Below are 15820 nucleotides of genomic sequence, written 5' to 3'. Positions count from 1 at the left end.
CTGCCTACGTGCCTATTATTTTTTTTGCGAAAATAGGGCATCTAATTTTTGTTCGTAATTGTAGTAATGAATGCTTTGATATAGTTCATCACGTGTTTGCATCAAGGGGACAACGCTTTTCTGCGTGCCTTCATGGCGTATCGCAGCATAGACCTGCTCTGCGGCCTTATTCATCGCACGAAAGGCTGACAACGGATAAAGTGCAATCGCGATACCGACGCTGCGAAGTTCATCTAAGGTAAACAATGGGGTTTGGCCAAATTCGGTGAGGTTCGCGAGAACAGGGGCGGGGGTGTTTTTGGTAAACTGTTGATACATAGACAGCTCAGTAATCGCTTCAGGGAATAACATGTCCGCGCCTGCTTCTAGATAGGCTTGAGCACGTTCAAGTGCTGCATCAAGGCCTTCGACGGCGAGCGCATCTGTGCGAGCCATAATCACAAAGCTGTCATCAGTACGGGCATCGACCGCGGCTTTGATCCTATCCACCATTTCTTGCGTCGAGACGATTTCTTTATTAGGGCGATGACCACAACGTTTCGCACCGACCTGATCCTCAAGGTGTAAGCCTGCCGCGCCTGCTTTACAAAATGACTTGACGGTGCGAGCAACATTAAAGGCGGATGGGCCAAAACCAATATCGGCATCGACCATCAGGGGTAAATCACAAACATCAGTAATACGGCGAATATCAATCAACACATCATCTAGGGTAGAAATCCCTAAGTCTGGCATACCTAATGAGCCCGCGGCGACACCGCCACCCGATAAATAAATGGCTTTGTAGCCAGCTTGTTGAGCAAGAAGGGCGTGATTGGCGTTGATGGTCCCCACTAACTGAAGGGGGGACTCTTGGGCGACAGCATCGCGGAATTTTTGTCCGGCAGGAATAGATGACATAGTGGCCTCTCGATTGTTAATAAATTGTTGGTTGATTAAGGTAACTATAGCCATATAGCAATTGCCATGCCAATTAGCATAGACATAAACATCAATAATAAAGCGTTAAAAATTAATAGGTTAAAAAAATAAAAAATTGTGATAAGGAAAACAAATTTGTTATTCGTGATTAGCATGTTTCATTGAAACACACTAATGTTAATTGAAACGCATTTGAAACATTTATTGAAACATAACAAAGAGGAAGTGAAACAGATGGAAAAACCGATTATTTGGACAGTCTCTGTTTCGCGGCTATTCACTCTTTTTCGTGATATTAGCCCTGAGTTCAGTGAACAAGCCGAAATTACACCGTTGAATTTGGGGTTTGAACAAGCGGCTGAAATGGTACGAGAAAGGCTAAAACAGGGGCATTGTGATGCGATTATCAGCGCGGGTTCTAACGGTGCTTACCTGAAAAGCCATGTTTCTGTTCCTGTCATCATTGTTAATATCAGTGGGTTTGATGTGATGCAGGCGCTCGCTAAAGCGCGAGAAATCAGTGATAAGGTTGGAATTATTAATTATAAAAACATCATTCCCTCTTTGACTGATTTTCAGCAACGTTTTGCATTGCAAATTGAACAACGTAGCTATGTGACCGCTGAAGATGCACGTGCGCAGCTTAAGGCCTTAAAAGCGATGGGGATCACCGTGGTTGTTGGCGCGGGGTTGATTATGGATTTGGCGGATGAAATGGGCATGACAGGGATTTTTGTTTATTCCACACAAACTATCCGACAGGCATTTACTGACGCCATTGAGCTAAGTCGCATGTCTCACCGTAACCGTCATTTATCAGATAAATATGTGCAGGTTACACCTCCTAAGGTTCGCTATACAATCAACGACCTCATTGGTTCATCATTGTCCATGGAGCAGGTCAAACAGGCGATTATGCTATATGCGAGATCGGATGCCACTGTGCTTATCCAAGGTGAAAGTGGTACAGGGAAAGAAATGGTCGCACAAGCAATCCATCACGAATTTACCTTATTTAATCAACATAAACGCAGCAAGCAGAAAATGCCATTTGTGGCGGTTAACTGTGGCGCCATCCCTGAAACATTATTGGAAGCTGAATTATTTGGTTATGAAGAAGGGGCGTTTACGGGGTCACGGCGTGGTGGAAGGGCGGGTTTATTTGAGATGGCCCACGGGGGAACGTTATTTTTAGATGAAATAGGTGAAATGCCGCTAGCGTTACAAACTCGACTTTTACGTGTGTTGGAAGAACGCTCTGTGGTACGAATTGGCGGTTATAAGCCTTTGCAGGTCAATGTCCGCGTGATTTGTGCAACCCACTGTCATTTAGATGATTGGGTGAAGAATGGGCGATTTCGTACTGATCTTTTTTATCGTTTAGGGGTACTTAGGATGCAAGTACCCACGCTTAATGAGCGCGGAGAGGACATTTTTGTTCTTGCGAAGCGACTTTTAAAATTGGCTTTTGCTGGGTTGGTATTACCACTCCCTGAATTTCGTGTGCAACAACTTTTAAGCTGTCGCCCGTTTTTTCTAAATTACACATGGCCGGGGAATGTGCGTGAACTACGTAATTTAATGGAGCGAGTCGCACTCTATTGCAGCGCACACCCTGAAAAAGCGATTAGCGAAGGGATGCTAATGAGTTTGTCCCCTGAACGTAAGTGGTTTACAGATAGCTATGATGCAGCTTGCAATAAGAGTGAGGAGTCACTTACTGACGTGATGGCAAGGTTTAATGGTGACCGTAAAGCGGTAGCACAATACCTTGGAATTAGCAGAACAACACTGTGGCGGCGTCTTTCTTCATTAGAATAAACCTAGCAGATAAATCATGATGAAAATAACCAATAAACGAAATGCGCTATTAGGCATTTCTGATTAAAAAAGAAATAAATTAATAAAAGTACGAATTAATTTATTTTATTTGAACTATCAGCCAAAAAGGCCTTTAGCATTCATGAGATGGCAAGATAAAAATAATAAATAAATTATTTTGCCATTGAGCACTTTTAGGGCGATTGTCATATGACTTAAGTTGTATCAAAGTGTAACAAGGAAATGCATGGGTGTTTGTTTTTATTTTATTGATTTTAAATGATTTAATGCATTTTTTCTATGGTTATTGATCTAAACTCGCCTTCAGGAAAAACGTGATTTTTCTCACATAAATTATTTTACTAGTCACCATTAGATTTTCTCATTTTAACTTAGTGATTGAACGTTCTATATTGCGCTCAAATCAGTCTTATTTTTATATTTTACTACTGCACTAATCGCCGAAATGTGTTCCTTTTTGAGAACACAGCCTTGTCGTATTCTACGATGTAGTTGCAGCGCATATTATTTATTTTTATTTGTTGGAGAGTGGGGCGTGAATCAGTCCACTACTATCATGCGCAAACGCGATAATGCATTCGTTCCCGTCGCTGGGTTAACGATTTTTGCTATTGCATCGGGTTATTTAATGAGCTTAATCCCATTATCAATGGGGAGCTTTGGGATTGATACGCAATACGCTGGCTGGTTAGCAAGTGCCTACTATATCGGTTTATTAATTGGTTCAATGCTTATTGAGCCCGTGATTGCCAAAATTGGCCATCGCCTCTCTTTTATTGGCTTTTTATTAATGCTAGCCGCAACGGTTGTTGTTTTGCCATGGGCAGCTTCTATTGAAGCTTGGTTACCAAACCGTTTAGTTGCAGGTATCGCGGTTGCGGGTATCTTTGTTGTGGTTGAATCTTGGTTACTGATTGGCGATAGCCCAAAAGAGCGAGCTAAGCGTTTAAGCTTTTATATGACGTCATTATATGGCGGGACAACGTTAGGGCAACTCGCGATTGGTGTGATTGGAACCCAAGGTGCCTATCCTTTTATGGTTGTATTGGGCTTATTGTTATTAGCTGTAATGCCGCCTTTATTAGTTCGCCAAGGGCAGCCAGATAGCGGGTCGCATCAAAAATTGTCGTTGAAAAAAATTGCGCGATTAAGTAAACCTGCAATTATCGGATGTATGGTTTCAGGTATCACCATGGGTACGATTTATGGGTTGATGCCACTATCATTGAAGAAAGATCAATTTACGACTGACCAAGTTGGGGTTTTGATGGCCTCAATTATTTTGGGTGGGATGTTGATCCAACCAGTTGTTAGCAAGCTTTCCATCTTGATGAGTAAGACTTTGTTGTTAGCGATGGTATCTCTTTTAGGGGTATTCGCGATGGGCGTTATTTACATCTCTAGCGACTACTTGGTGATGATTGTGGCATTAGCCTTATTAGGTATGTCCTCATTTGCGTTATACCCAATCGCAATTACTTTAGCATGTGACAATCTAGATTCATCTTACATTGTCGCTGCAACACAAGTTATGCTGTTTAGTTATAGCATTGGTTCTGCCATGGGGCCAATCGCAGCCGGCACGTTATTAAGTCAACATAATGGTTTAGTGGATTTCTTCTTTATTGTGTTGCTCGTGACGGCAATTTATATGTTAATTGCTAGCTTGCGTCGTAAAGCGAGCGTGCTGGCCAATTAACTGTTTGAGTTAAAATAGTTTATGAAGGCTCTGTGATTTCACAGAGCCTTTTTTCTGCATGTTACTTTTTCTTATTCGCGGAGATAGTTGATAAGGCGCCTTCGAGAGGCGTATAGCCCGCAGATTGGGTAATGCGTTGCTCCCAATGTTCTCCAAGTTTGAAGTCCCACGATAATGGGGCGATTTCTGTTCTACCTGCGTTAGGCGCAAAGGTCAGCTCGCTAAAATACAGGGTATTTTCATCAGACATCAAAAAGTCAGCCCGGCAATAATCGAACGGCGTAACGAGGATTTCAGCTAAGCGCAGCATTTCTTTAAACAGTGGTGGCTCTGGTACTGGTTCTAGCATATTTGGGTAGCCAAAAGTGACGGGTTGTAGCTGCCAGTTGATGTCATAGATATTGATAAATTCTTCGCCTGACTCATCAGTATAATCTATTTCTGCATAGACGGGTTTACCTGAAAAACAGTGGATACGGCAGGTTTCAGGGACGAGTTTTCTATTTTTATTAGCAAATAAATCAATATATTGTTCACAAATAATGTGAGGTGAAATATTTTTATAATGGCGTTCACGAGTAATGTAATAAAGATTTTTCAATAAGTGAAATGACAATTTACTTTTAGCGTGTTGCCAATCAAATTTGGTTTTACTTCGGCAAATTACACTACTGCCGCTGTCGTGATTACATTTGAGCACAAATTGCTCTGGAAGCGCAGCGATGTCAATTTCATCAGCATGACGATAAGTGGCTAAAATAGGGACCAAATACTCTTCGCCAATGGTTCGGCTAATGTAACCCCTGACGGCGAGTTTATCTGCAAGCTGTGTATACAGTGGATTTTTATCACGCAGCATTCTAAAATTCACCTTTTCATTAAAGCTTTTAGGATTTTTAAAATCAGGGCGATAATTTAGTTTTTTTGTAAACTTATTAGCAAGATAAAGCTTATCACTGATAATAAATGTGCGTAGTTTCTTTATAATGTACTCTGCTTTTTTCATGCGAGTTTCAACCATTCTATAAAATGTAGTGTGTAGTTTAGAAATATTATTTTTATGTATGAATTATATTTTGAATAACTTAAATAGAGCATCAATAGATGTAATAGTGAATTTAATAATTCCTTAATAAATAAAAAGTAAACAAAACATAAATAAGATATAAGTTAATAGATATTGTGCTTTTTTTGCTTAAATTTATATCAATAATATAATCAAACGTTTTAGTTATTCGTCAGGAATAATATAGGATTTGTTTTATAAAGCGTACCAGATTGCTAAGCAATAAACCTTAAGGATTTATTTTGAAGGGTAAATAACATTTAAATAATTAGTTCATTGAGTCATTGTTTAAATATAAACATTACCTCACTGTATTTAGCCTCGTGTATACAGTGAGGTAGCTTTTAGAGTGGTTTTTCACCCATTTTTTTTAAGAAGCGGATTTGTGCGGCGACTAATTCGTTATAACGAATACAGCGATAAGGCATGTTATGTTGTGAAGCTAATTCCCCTAAAATTTTAGCTAAAGCAGGGTAATGGCGGTGGTGCCAATTAGGGAACAGGTGATGAGTTAGGTGGTAATTAAGACCCCCAGTTAAACGCCACAACCAGTGTGGAGTGGGGAGCCAATCGCAGGCTGTAACAAAGTTATGGTGGTACCATCCATGTTTTATTTGCTTATCTTCTGGAGCAATGAAGAATTCAGTTTCAGCCCAATGCGTCCCTAAAAGTAAATAAATAACAAAAACGGAGGCAATCATTTGGCTCAAAATATAAGTGACAAAAATAGCGGTTAAGCTAATTCCATGATGATGAGCAAAAAATAAAGGTAAACCTAACATCAACAATAAATGGCCAATTTTGCTGGCAATAAAAAGTGCCCAACCTTTTTTTCCGGTTAGGACGTTTTGGTCTTTTAGGCGCGTTTTACCTGCTCTATCCGACCAATCAAAAACCAATGCAATCCAGGTTAACGAAAATGAAGCAACAAATGGCCAATAAATGTGCTGATACTTCATGACGGGTCGCCACTTTTGAAATGGTGTTTGGCGGAAAATACCATTTTCTTCGGTATCTAAATCGTAATTCTCAATATTGGCAAAATGGTGGTGATAATGAACATGGCGGGTACGCCAAAACTCAGGTTCTAACCCTAAAGGTAAGGTAACTAGGCGGCCAAATACCCGATTTTTCCAGCTCTTTTTAAATAAGGTATTATGGCAAGCATCGTGTTGGCCAATCACATTGAGGAACATAATGAGAAGGACAAAAACAAAATAGGATAAACTGTAGGTTAATACGGATGAAGTATACAGCGTCGGGAGATAACACAATGCTGCGATAGCAAATAAAATGATGATCACAGCAATATCGGTTTTGCTCGCATATACATGATCTTGTTTACTTTTTAGATAATCTTGACTGGCTTGCTTTAAAGCTGCATGAAAATGCTGTTCGTTAGCATTGGAAAATGTCAGTTCAAATTTAGTCGGGGGCATCATTGTTCTCTGTGGCGTTACCGATGCTAGGAGTATATCGCCTCTTATTAAGAGGCAGCAAAATATATATGAGAACAAGGGGTAATTTAGACTTATTCCTATAGGTTTAAATAAATACAAATATAATGGATTATTTTATTTTTAGAATAAAATAAAATTTTGCAAACTGTGCTTAATATATTTTTTTAATAATTAAATTAACTGTTTAGAGTAATTGAAGTAATTGAGTTGACTGTCTAGATAATGAACGAGGTTATTCTGATATTTTAAGTGGGGAATGCCTACATCCGTGTAGAGGAAAGTCCATGTGAGTAAGGTAACAAGGAAAGTTATGTCTGTCTGTAATAAAGTATCATAAAAAGTGATCAGACCTGTTTGACTTATTAACTATAAATATAAGTTATCATTTATCCTACTTTAGGATGCGGATATTTTAGGTTTAATTTCCAACTTAAGCCAAATTAAGAGCTTGCTTATATTAATAAAATATAAAAGTGATGAAATAGACAAAATTTAATTTATTTTTTATATTTGGAGAATTAAATGAAAAGGATAATGCTAATTATTTTATCAACACTGTTTATTCCATTATCTTCCCAAGCGGGCTCTAATTACTATGGATGTGATAATAAAATTTACCAACTTGAAAAGCAGCTAAAATATGCAAAAATGCATGGAAACCGTCATCGAGTTGCAGGGCTAGAGCGAGCCATCTCAAATGTGCAAAACCGTTGTTATGACCACTATTCAGGGGCTACAGGCCCAACTAAACTGAACAGTAAATATTTCTCAGATGAAAGCCGTCAGTTAGAACGTGAAATTGATGCGCTGCGTGATGAAATCAAACGATTAGAGTCGTTAAAAAGTTAGTGTTTTGATTCGAATAAAGTAGAGAGCCTAATAGTGGCTTTCTGCTTCATATCAGCATCCCATATGCACTTTTTCTCTCATCTTTTTTCTTATTCAACAAAAAAATATACAAATTCAACAGGCTTATCAATATTGGCGATTATTGCGCAATTTTTGTGTTTATTTTCACTTTAATTGCGGTATTATGATGTATATTGCAACTTTTTGCGAGGTTTTGCAGTCGTGCACAAAAAAGCGAGACAAAATTATATCATTGAAATAATTGCAAAAAATGGTCAGGTGAGTGTTGCTGACTTATCTAATCAGTTGCATGTTTCTACAGATACTATTCGCCGTGATTTAACGGAACTTGAAAACCAAGGGCTAGCACAAAAAAGCCATGGCGGTGCTGTGGGGTTCAATGTGCCTGTGATGAGCCGTCGAGGGCGCAATATTTTATTGCCAGAGGTTAAAAAACAATTAGGGCAACAGGTTGCTAAGTTGATCCCAAAGAGCTCGACACTTTTCCTTGATTCTGGCAGTACGGTCATGGCTGTTGCTAGCTTTATCCAAGGTCCGATGAAAATTATCACCACATCCTTAGATATTGCCGTGCATTTTAGTGATCGTGCTGATATCCAATTGATCTTATTAGGTGGGGAATGGGACTCAGGGCAGCGCTTGTTTGCAGGGAGTGGCACACTATCCATGTTGGCAAGATACCGAGCAGATATCGCTATATTAGGGGCTTGTGCTTTGCATCCCTCTTTGGGATTGAGTGCAACCCAAGAAGCAGATTGCGATGTAAAACGCGCCATGATAGCGAATAGCCAAGCACATTGGGTCGTAGCAGACAGCACTAAACTCAATCTATGTCAGCCTTATTTAGTGGCACATTTGGACGAAATTGATCAACTGTTTTTAGATTGCCATTGGGATGAACTTAATCCTAGTAGCAAGGTAACTGTGAATTCTCTGAGTATTTAACGATGCAGGTAAAATTATGAGCAAAGAAATTAATGTTGCACTGATTGGCTATGGGTTTGTAGGGAAAACATTCCATGCACCTTTAATTCAGTCAGTTGATGGCTTGAACCTTGCTGTTGTGGCTTCTAGTGACGAAGAAAAGGTGAAACGTGATATTCCGAATACGACGGTTATTGCATCTCCTGAAGAAGCTATTCTCCGTTCGGATATTGACTTAGTCGTCATTGCGAGCCCAAATGCAACTCATGCGCCATTGGCAAAGCTGGCAATTGAGGCGGGTAAAAATGTGGTAGTCGACAAGCCATTTACCCTGGATATGCAAGAAGCTAGAGAATTGATTGAACTTGCGAAAGCGCACAATGTTTTATTATCTGTATTTCATAATCGCCGCTGGGACAGTGATTTTCTCGCTATCAAAAACGTGATAGAGCAAAAACAGATTGGTGAAATAAAACATTTTGAATCACATATTGACCGCTTTCGCCCTGAAGTGAGAGTACGTTGGCGTGAGCAAAACTTGCCAGGCAGTGGTTTATGGTTTGATTTAGGCCCGCATTTAATTGACCAAGCACTGCAACTTTTTGGTTTACCTCAGTCAGTGCAAGGTAATATTGCAACATTAAGAAATAATGGCCAAATTAATGATTGGGCACATGTGTTATTAAACTACCCAACTCATAAAGTGATTTTGCATTGCAGCATGTTAGCCGCTGGTGGGTTTACACGCTTTACGGTACATGGTGATAAAGGTAGCGCAGTAAAATCCCAACCAGATCAACAAGAAAAACAATTATTACAAGGGATCACGCCGCGAGATAAAGAATGGGGTGTGGATAATGACCCAATTATTTTAATTGATGAGACGCTATCGTCCAAGTTGCAAGAAGCGCCAAAAGGCGATCAGAGCCAATATTATGTGAATATTCGTAATGCGTTGAATGGTAATGCACAAAACTCAGTGACACCATTGCAAGCTTTAGCAGTTATGTCTGTTTTAGAAGCTGCAGTGAAATCGGCAGAGACTGGCAGCACACAGCCTTTAACGCTAACTGAAAAAGAAGTTCAAGATTGGAAATAACTGAATAATTAAATGCCTGCATGCAAAGTGCAGGCGATTTCGTATATTGGTAAAATCATAATAACATGCCAAATTAACTTAATTATTTTAATTTAACGTGCCGATATTAATTAAAATCTAGTTTTTATAACTGGAGGGTTTTTCACGTCAATAATTAATTATAAATTTAATTTTTCATTTTAATGACTCGAGTTTTTTATGTTCCGATTGGTTCCGAATGCCCGTTGATTTGTTGAGAGGGGTCTCTTTTTGTATTTGAAAAACTCACTATGATATATCCATAAAATAAAGGTAATTCTATGTTTAAAGTCGAAAGGCAAGTTGCCATTTTGGATTTTATTTATAAAAAAGGCAATGTTAGTGTTAATTCAATGTCTGTATTTTTTAAAATTTCCAAAGAGACAATTAGGAAAGATTTAAATGATCTTCATAAGATTGGATTAATTAAAAGAACCCATGGCGGCGCAATTGCAGTTAAGAAAAATATTATTAATGAGTTTAAGGATATTGACTCATTATTACAAATAACACAAAGCATTGCAGAGCTAAGTATCATAAAAGAAAAAAGAGAGTTATCAATGAAAGGTAAAGTTTTTATTTTAGGCTCATATAATGTGGATATCGTCACCAAGGTCACTAAGTTTCCAAAGGTTGGGGAAACCGTTGTTGGGACGACGAATTATTTGTCTTCAGGTGGGAAAGGTGCAAATCAAGCTATCTCTGCAAGTAATGCGGGGAGCGATGTCCGATTTGTGACAAAAATTGGCCGTGACCAGTTTAGTGATTTTGCCTATAAAAACTTACACAGTACAAATATCAATTCATTTTCTATTTTTCAATCGGAATCAGAACCGACAGGTAATGCATTAATTTATGTCTCAGAAGAAAATAAAGACAATATGATAGCTATATTTCCTGGAGCAAATAAAACGATTACAGAAGATGAATTAAACTCTGTAAAATTAGATATTATAAACTCGGATGTATTTTTAGTTCAGCTTGAAAATAATTTTGATATTATTCAAAAAGCGCTTGAGTATGCAAAAGAAAATGGTGTCTTAACCATTTTAAATCCTGCACCATACAATGTTATTACAGAAAACCTTGTTGGTTTAGTTGATATTATCACACCAAATAAAACAGAAGCTTCATTATTATCCGGAGTTGAAATAAAAGACTTTTCAACAGCAAAAAATGCAGCAATAAAAATTAATGAAATGGGATTTCCTATCGTTATTATTACGATGGGGGAAGAGGGGGCTTTACTATATGGAAATAAACAATTCACATCGTTTGATGTTTATCCCGCCATTGTAGTGGACACAACAGGGGCTGGTGATGCCTTTAATGGCGCTCTTGCTTCTCAATTATCCAAGGGAGTACACATACACCAATCAATTAAATTTGCATCGGCGTTTTCATCATTGGCCATTGAGCGTGATGGTGCCTCGAATATGCCGACAGAAAAAGAAACTAACGACAAATTAAATAGATTTCATCCTAACTAAAGAGAGTGAGAAACAAAATGAAAATAGCCATCGGTGGGGATCATGCAGGTTTTCCGTTAAAAGCGGCAGTTATTCGTATTGTTGAAGAATTAGGCCATACACCAATAGATTTTGGTTGCCACAGTCTAGAGCCTATTGATTTTCCAGATATTTCAGAAAAGGTCTGCCAGTCAGTATTAGATGGTGAGTGTGAGAGAGCTATTTTGGTTTGTGGCACTGGAGTTGGTGCATCCATTGCTGCAAATAAGATACCGGGTATTCGAGCCTCAATTTGCCATGATGCGCATGTTGCTCATCAATGTGTAGAGCATGACGATGTTAATGTGATGTGCGTGGGGGCAAAAATTGTTGGTGAGTGGTTAGTTATTGATTTGGTTAAAGAATACCTCAATGCTGAATTTAGCACAGATATTGATTGTAGAAGGCGCGTACAAAAATTGCATGATTTAGAAGCCAAATACGCAATAAAAAAATAACAAATAACAAAAATATTTAGATGCTTAATAAAAGGTAATGTTATGAGTTCAGCTTCCAATGTACCCAATAAGCGCTGGTTTAGGATCATTCCAGCCGCTTTTTTAATGTATACCATCGCCTTTATGGATAGAAATAACATGGCATTTGCATTCAACGGAATGCAAAAAGACTTAGCAATTGGTGCAACGGCATTTGGTATTGCAAGTGGTGTGTTTTTCTTTGGTTATTTATTTTTGCAAGTCCCTGGTGGAATGCTTGCGCAGAAATGGAGCGCCAAAAAGTTTATTACGGTGTCTTTATTAGCGTGGGGCGGGTGTTCAATCCTCACTGGTTTTGTGGAAAATTATACTCAATTGCTTATCGTGCGCTTTTTTGTCGGATTTGCAGAAGGTGGTGTGTCACCAGCAACCATGATCATGCTGACTAAATGGTTTCCTTTAAGTGAAAGGGCTAGAGCAAACGGTTATTGGTATTTATGTATTCCATTTGCTGCAATTATCACCGCCCCAGTTTCTGGTTGGATATTATCTCACTGGGATTGGCGCATGATGTTTATTATTGAAGGATTACCTCCAATTATTTGGGCAGTTATTTGGTGGTTTATGACTGCCGATACTCCAGACCAAGCTAAATGGTTAAGTGAAAAAGAACGCAATTATATAAAGCAAACAATTGCGCAAGAAAATGCCAAAATTAAACAAGTTGCACCAAAAAGCTTTAAAGAGGCGTTAAAAAATAGAAATGTGGTGATCTTGCTTTTATTATTTTGTTTCTTGCAGGTAGGTTTCTATGGGTTTGGGCTTTGGTTACCTACATTAATAAAGTCAATTTCAGCGTCAACGGATTCGATGCAAATTGGTTGGTTAGCTGCGATCCCTTGGGTATTTGCTGCGATAGGTTCCATTATTAACTCATATCATTCAGATAAAACTGGAGATTATAAATACCATATTGGAATTCCGATTTTAGCGGGGGCGTTATTTCTAGGATTATCTGTTTTATTTGGCTCACAATCACCTATTTTTGCATTAATGGCACTAAGTCTGTGTCTAGGATGCATTTATTGTTACTCAGTCTATTGGGCAGCATTAAGCTCTTATATCGCTGATGATACGTTAGCAATTTCTATGGGCTTTATTAATGCAATTGGTAATTTAGGCGGCTTTTTAGGACCATTTGCTGTCGGTTACCTTATTGATTCCACCGGCAGTATTGTTGCCGGAGAATTATTGCTTATCGGCTCACTGGTGGTCGCAGGGCTGTTAGCGTTTAAATTGAAGAAAACTAAAATTGCATGATTGTTTTGGTTTAATTGTATGATCAATAGCTAATAAATCTATCTTATTAGCTATTTTTGTTTTTGAATTAGGTTTAATAAGTTAATCAATTATTATCTATGGATTATCGGTTTGATAAATGAAATAATAAGTTATATGTCGTTTTACTGAAAAATACTTATTACATTATGGTCATTCGCCCGCATCAGCACTGGTTTTTCCGGTTGTTCGATTGGCACGGTTCCGTGCTGTCAAAAATCACCTTTCGGTTATCCCTTAATATTATGATTTCGATTGTTGCCGTATTGAGTTACCAATGGTACGAACAACTCGGGATCCATTTAACTATCGCGCCTTTTAGTTTATTGGGGATAGCCATTGCAATCTTTTTGGGTTTTCGCAATAACGCGTGTTATAGCCGTTTAATTGAAGCGAGAACACTTTGGGCTAATTTGCTGATTAACCAACGCAATATTTTAAGAAATATTAAAGGGTTATTACCAAATGACAAAGCTGCACAAAAAGAATTTGCGCACTTATTGATTGCATTTGGTTGGAGCTTAAAACACGAGCTAAGAAAAACCAGCCCGATTGTTGATTTATATCGGTTGTTACCTCGCGCTATTTTTGACGAAGTTATTCGTAGTCCATTTCCAACCAGCCGTATTCTAATGCAGATTGGGCTGAAGGTCGGGGAATTGCGGGATAATAAAGTGATTAGTGATGTATTATTTCAAGCAATCAATAAAGATATTAATGCGTTATCTGACGTTTTAGGTGGCTGTGAACGTATTTCGAATACGCCTATTCCTTTTGCTTATACCTTAATTTTGCAACGCACCGTGTATTTATTTTGTACGCTATTGCCGTTCGCGTTAGTGGTTGATTTGCATTATATGACCCCATTTGTTTCGGTATTTATATCGTATACTTTTTTAGCATGGGACTCATTAGCTGAAGAGTTGGAAGACCCTTTTGGGACATCTGCGAATGATCTACCATTAAATGCGATTTGTAATAGTATCGAGCGAAATGCGATGGACATGCTCGATCTCAAACCTCTTCCCCCAGTTAATAAACCCGATAAATACTTTAACTTGCTGTAATTTATATTGTTATATCCTCTCTAATGGCAAAGTGAAACATAACTCACTTTGCCATTTTTTATTATTTTGTGCCTTAAATAGGTAAATTAAATCCATCATTCTGTACTGGTACCACTATAAATACTATACTCCCCCTATGTATATGAAAGAGGCTTGAAGATGCCACATTCACCAAAAGAAAAGAAAGCGGTATTGACGCGTGTTCGTAAACTCAAAGGGCAGCTATTAGCACTTGAATCTGCACTCGAGGACGAAGCAGAGTGTGCCGCAGTTTTACAGCAAATTGCTGCCATTCGTGGTGCCGTAAATGGCTTAATGGCGGGCGTCTTAGAAAGCCATTTACGCGAGGGGCTCCAAGAGTCTGCCACCACACAGCATCAAAAAGAGTCAGTTGATGATGCTATTTCACTTATTCGCACTTATTTGCGTTAAATAAAAAGGAACAACGATGAAATCACGTGCAGCAGTCGCATTTGGTCCAGGCGAACCACTGAAAATTGTCGAACTCGACGTTATGCCACCACAAGCTGGGGAAGTTTTAGTTAAAATCAGTCATACAGGCGTTTGTCACACTGATGCATTCACGCTTTCAGGGGACGACCCAGAAGGGCTATTCCCTGTTGTGCTAGGCCATGAAGGTGCTGGGGTTGTGGTTGAAGTGGGGGAAGGCGTGACAAGTGTCAGCGTCGGTGACCACGTTATTCCACTGTATACCGCAGAGTGCGGAAAATGCGTTTTCTGTGAGTCAGGCAAAACGAACTTATGTGTGTCTGTCCGTGCAACCCAAGGAAAAGGCGTAATGCCTGATGGCACAACACGTTTTTCTTATAATGGTCAGCCTGTTTATCACTACATGGGCTGCTCAACATTCAGTGAATATACTGTTGTGGCTGAAGTATCACTGGCTAAAATCAATCCAGAAGCGAATCACGAAGAAGTGTGCTTATTGGGTTGTGGTGTGACTACGGGGATAGGCGCAGTGCATAACACCGCAAAAGTGCAAGAAGGTGATTCTGTGGCAGTATTTGGCTTGGGTGGCATTGGTTTAGCCGTTATCCAAGGCGCAAGACAAGCCAAAGCTGGGCGTATTATTGCTATTGATACCAATCCAACAAAATTCGAATTAGCTCGCCAATTTGGTGCAACAGAGTGCTTAAATCCAAAAGACTTTGATAAGCCAATTCAGCAAGTGTTAATTGAAATGACTGAATGGGGCGTCGATCATACCTTTGAATGTATTGGTAACGTGAATGTTATGCGTGCAGCATTGGAAAGCGCTCACCGTGGGTGGGGGCAATCTATCATTATTGGTGTGGCGGGTGCTGGGCAGGAAATTTCGACGCGTCCATTCCAATTGGTGACAGGCCGCTCATGGCGTGGAACCGCATTTGGTGGCGTGAAAGGGCGTAGCCAATTACCAAAAATGGTTGAAGATGCCATGAAAGGGGATATTGATTTGGCGCCATTTGTGACTCACACATTGCCGCTTGATAGCATTAATGAAGCTTTTGATTTAATGCATGAAGGCAAGTCAATCCGTACCGTCATTCATTACGAATAAGGAGCTATTG

General features: G+C 39.1%; 14 protein-coding genes. 11 read left to right on the top strand and 3 right to left on the bottom strand.

What is annotated here, in order from left to right; genetic code table 11:
• Positions 1-15: 15 nt before the first annotated feature.
• Positions 16-900: a methylisocitrate lyase gene (gene prpB / locus AC4IFO_RS05280; protein WP_490732433.1), complete on the bottom strand. Its 885-nt coding sequence runs from the start codon at positions 898-900 to the stop codon at positions 16-18.
• A gap of 195 nt (positions 901-1095) precedes the next feature.
• On the opposite strand from prpB, the gene prpR reads away from it, so the two are divergent.
• Complete coding sequence (prpR, locus tag AC4IFO_RS05275; protein ID WP_490732402.1) at positions 1096-2742, top strand: propionate catabolism operon regulatory protein PrpR; 1647 nt, start codon at positions 1096-1098, stop codon at positions 2740-2742.
• Positions 2743-3319: 577 nt separating this feature from the next.
• Positions 3320-4462 carry an MFS transporter gene (locus AC4IFO_RS05270; protein WP_490732431.1) on the top strand — a complete coding sequence of 381 codons (1143 nt, stop codon included), beginning with the start codon at positions 3320-3322 and terminating at the stop codon, positions 4460-4462.
• Positions 4463-4523: 61 nt separating this feature from the next.
• On the opposite strand, the gene AC4IFO_RS05265 is transcribed toward AC4IFO_RS05270, so the two are convergent.
• Entirely contained in the window at positions 4524-5468 is a 945-nt protein-coding gene (locus tag AC4IFO_RS05265) for an ATP-grasp fold amidoligase family protein (protein ID WP_490732400.1), read from the bottom strand.
• A gap of 404 nt (positions 5469-5872) precedes the next feature.
• On the bottom strand, positions 5873-6967 hold the full coding sequence (locus AC4IFO_RS05260; RefSeq protein WP_490732398.1) for a fatty acid desaturase family protein: 1095 nt from the start codon (positions 6965-6967) through the stop codon (positions 5873-5875).
• 543 nt (positions 6968-7510) lie between these two features.
• On the opposite strand from AC4IFO_RS05260, the gene AC4IFO_RS05255 reads away from it, so the two are divergent.
• From AC4IFO_RS05255 to AC4IFO_RS05215, 9 genes are all read left to right on the top strand, one after another.
• On the top strand, positions 7511-7837 hold the full coding sequence (locus AC4IFO_RS05255) for a DUF1090 family protein (protein ID WP_490732396.1): 327 nt from the start codon (positions 7511-7513) through the stop codon (positions 7835-7837).
• Between the two features lie 222 nt (positions 7838-8059).
• On the top strand, positions 8060-8803 hold the full coding sequence (locus tag AC4IFO_RS05250; RefSeq protein WP_490732394.1) for a DeoR/GlpR family DNA-binding transcription regulator: 744 nt from the start codon (positions 8060-8062) through the stop codon (positions 8801-8803).
• A 16-nt stretch (positions 8804-8819) separates the two neighbouring features.
• Positions 8820-9881, top strand: a complete 1062-nt coding sequence (locus tag AC4IFO_RS05245) for an oxidoreductase (protein WP_490732392.1) — start codon at positions 8820-8822, stop codon at positions 9879-9881.
• 299 nt (positions 9882-10180) lie between these two features.
• Positions 10181-11389: a ribokinase gene (locus AC4IFO_RS05240; RefSeq protein WP_490732390.1), complete on the top strand. Its 1209-nt coding sequence runs from the start codon at positions 10181-10183 to the stop codon at positions 11387-11389.
• 17 nt (positions 11390-11406) lie between these two features.
• Complete coding sequence (locus AC4IFO_RS05235; RefSeq protein ID WP_490732388.1) at positions 11407-11865, top strand: RpiB/LacA/LacB family sugar-phosphate isomerase; 459 nt, start codon at positions 11407-11409, stop codon at positions 11863-11865.
• Positions 11866-11907: 42 nt separating this feature from the next.
• Positions 11908-13164: an MFS transporter gene (locus tag AC4IFO_RS05230; RefSeq protein WP_490732386.1), complete on the top strand. Its 1257-nt coding sequence runs from the start codon at positions 11908-11910 to the stop codon at positions 13162-13164.
• 167 nt (positions 13165-13331) lie between these two features.
• Positions 13332-14249 (top strand): bestrophin family protein, encoded by a 918-nt coding sequence (locus AC4IFO_RS05225; protein ID WP_219246654.1) that lies wholly within the window; start codon positions 13332-13334, stop codon positions 14247-14249.
• Between the two features lie 159 nt (positions 14250-14408).
• The gene (frmR, locus tag AC4IFO_RS05220) at positions 14409-14681 is read left to right on the top strand and encodes a formaldehyde-responsive transcriptional repressor FrmR (RefSeq protein ID WP_353243094.1); all 273 of its coding nucleotides are present in this window, start codon (positions 14409-14411) and stop codon (positions 14679-14681) included.
• A gap of 16 nt (positions 14682-14697) precedes the next feature.
• Positions 14698-15810, top strand: coding sequence for an S-(hydroxymethyl)glutathione dehydrogenase/class III alcohol dehydrogenase (locus AC4IFO_RS05215; RefSeq protein WP_273803672.1), 1113 nt, complete (start codon positions 14698-14700; stop codon positions 15808-15810).
• The last annotated feature ends 10 nt before the right edge of the window (positions 15811-15820 follow it).

It is taken from the genome of Providencia sp. UF-224, from assembly GCF_058245955.1.
This window is presented reverse-complemented; position numbering and strand designations above follow the sequence as displayed.

What these genes read in the sequence shown, in the direction of transcription:
- AC4IFO_RS05245 (WP_490732392.1), top strand. Translation starts at nt 8,820, where the DNA reads ATGAGCAAAGAAATTAATGTTGCACTGATTGGCTATGGGTTTGTAGGG.
- AC4IFO_RS05225 (WP_219246654.1), top strand. Translation starts at nt 13,332, where the DNA reads ATGGTCATTCGCCCGCATCAGCACTGGTTTTTCCGGTTGTTCGATTGG.
- AC4IFO_RS05265 (WP_490732400.1), bottom strand. Translation starts at nt 5,468, where the DNA reads ATGAAAAAAGCAGAGTACATTATAAAGAAACTACGCACATTTATTATC.
- AC4IFO_RS05240 (WP_490732390.1), top strand. Translation starts at nt 10,181, where the DNA reads ATGTTTAAAGTCGAAAGGCAAGTTGCCATTTTGGATTTTATTTATAAA.
- AC4IFO_RS05215 (WP_273803672.1), top strand. Translation starts at nt 14,698, where the DNA reads ATGAAATCACGTGCAGCAGTCGCATTTGGTCCAGGCGAACCACTGAAA.
- AC4IFO_RS05255 (WP_490732396.1), top strand. Translation starts at nt 7,511, where the DNA reads ATGAAAAGGATAATGCTAATTATTTTATCAACACTGTTTATTCCATTA.
- AC4IFO_RS05230 (WP_490732386.1), top strand. Translation starts at nt 11,908, where the DNA reads ATGAGTTCAGCTTCCAATGTACCCAATAAGCGCTGGTTTAGGATCATT.
- AC4IFO_RS05260 (WP_490732398.1), bottom strand. Translation starts at nt 6,967, where the DNA reads ATGCCCCCGACTAAATTTGAACTGACATTTTCCAATGCTAACGAACAG.
- prpR (WP_490732402.1), top strand. Translation starts at nt 1,096, where the DNA reads ATGTTAATTGAAACGCATTTGAAACATTTATTGAAACATAACAAAGAG.
- prpB (WP_490732433.1), bottom strand. Translation starts at nt 900, where the DNA reads ATGTCATCTATTCCTGCCGGACAAAAATTCCGCGATGCTGTCGCCCAA.
- AC4IFO_RS05235 (WP_490732388.1), top strand. Translation starts at nt 11,407, where the DNA reads ATGAAAATAGCCATCGGTGGGGATCATGCAGGTTTTCCGTTAAAAGCG.
- frmR (WP_353243094.1), top strand. Translation starts at nt 14,409, where the DNA reads ATGCCACATTCACCAAAAGAAAAGAAAGCGGTATTGACGCGTGTTCGT.
- AC4IFO_RS05270 (WP_490732431.1), top strand. Translation starts at nt 3,320, where the DNA reads ATGCGCAAACGCGATAATGCATTCGTTCCCGTCGCTGGGTTAACGATT.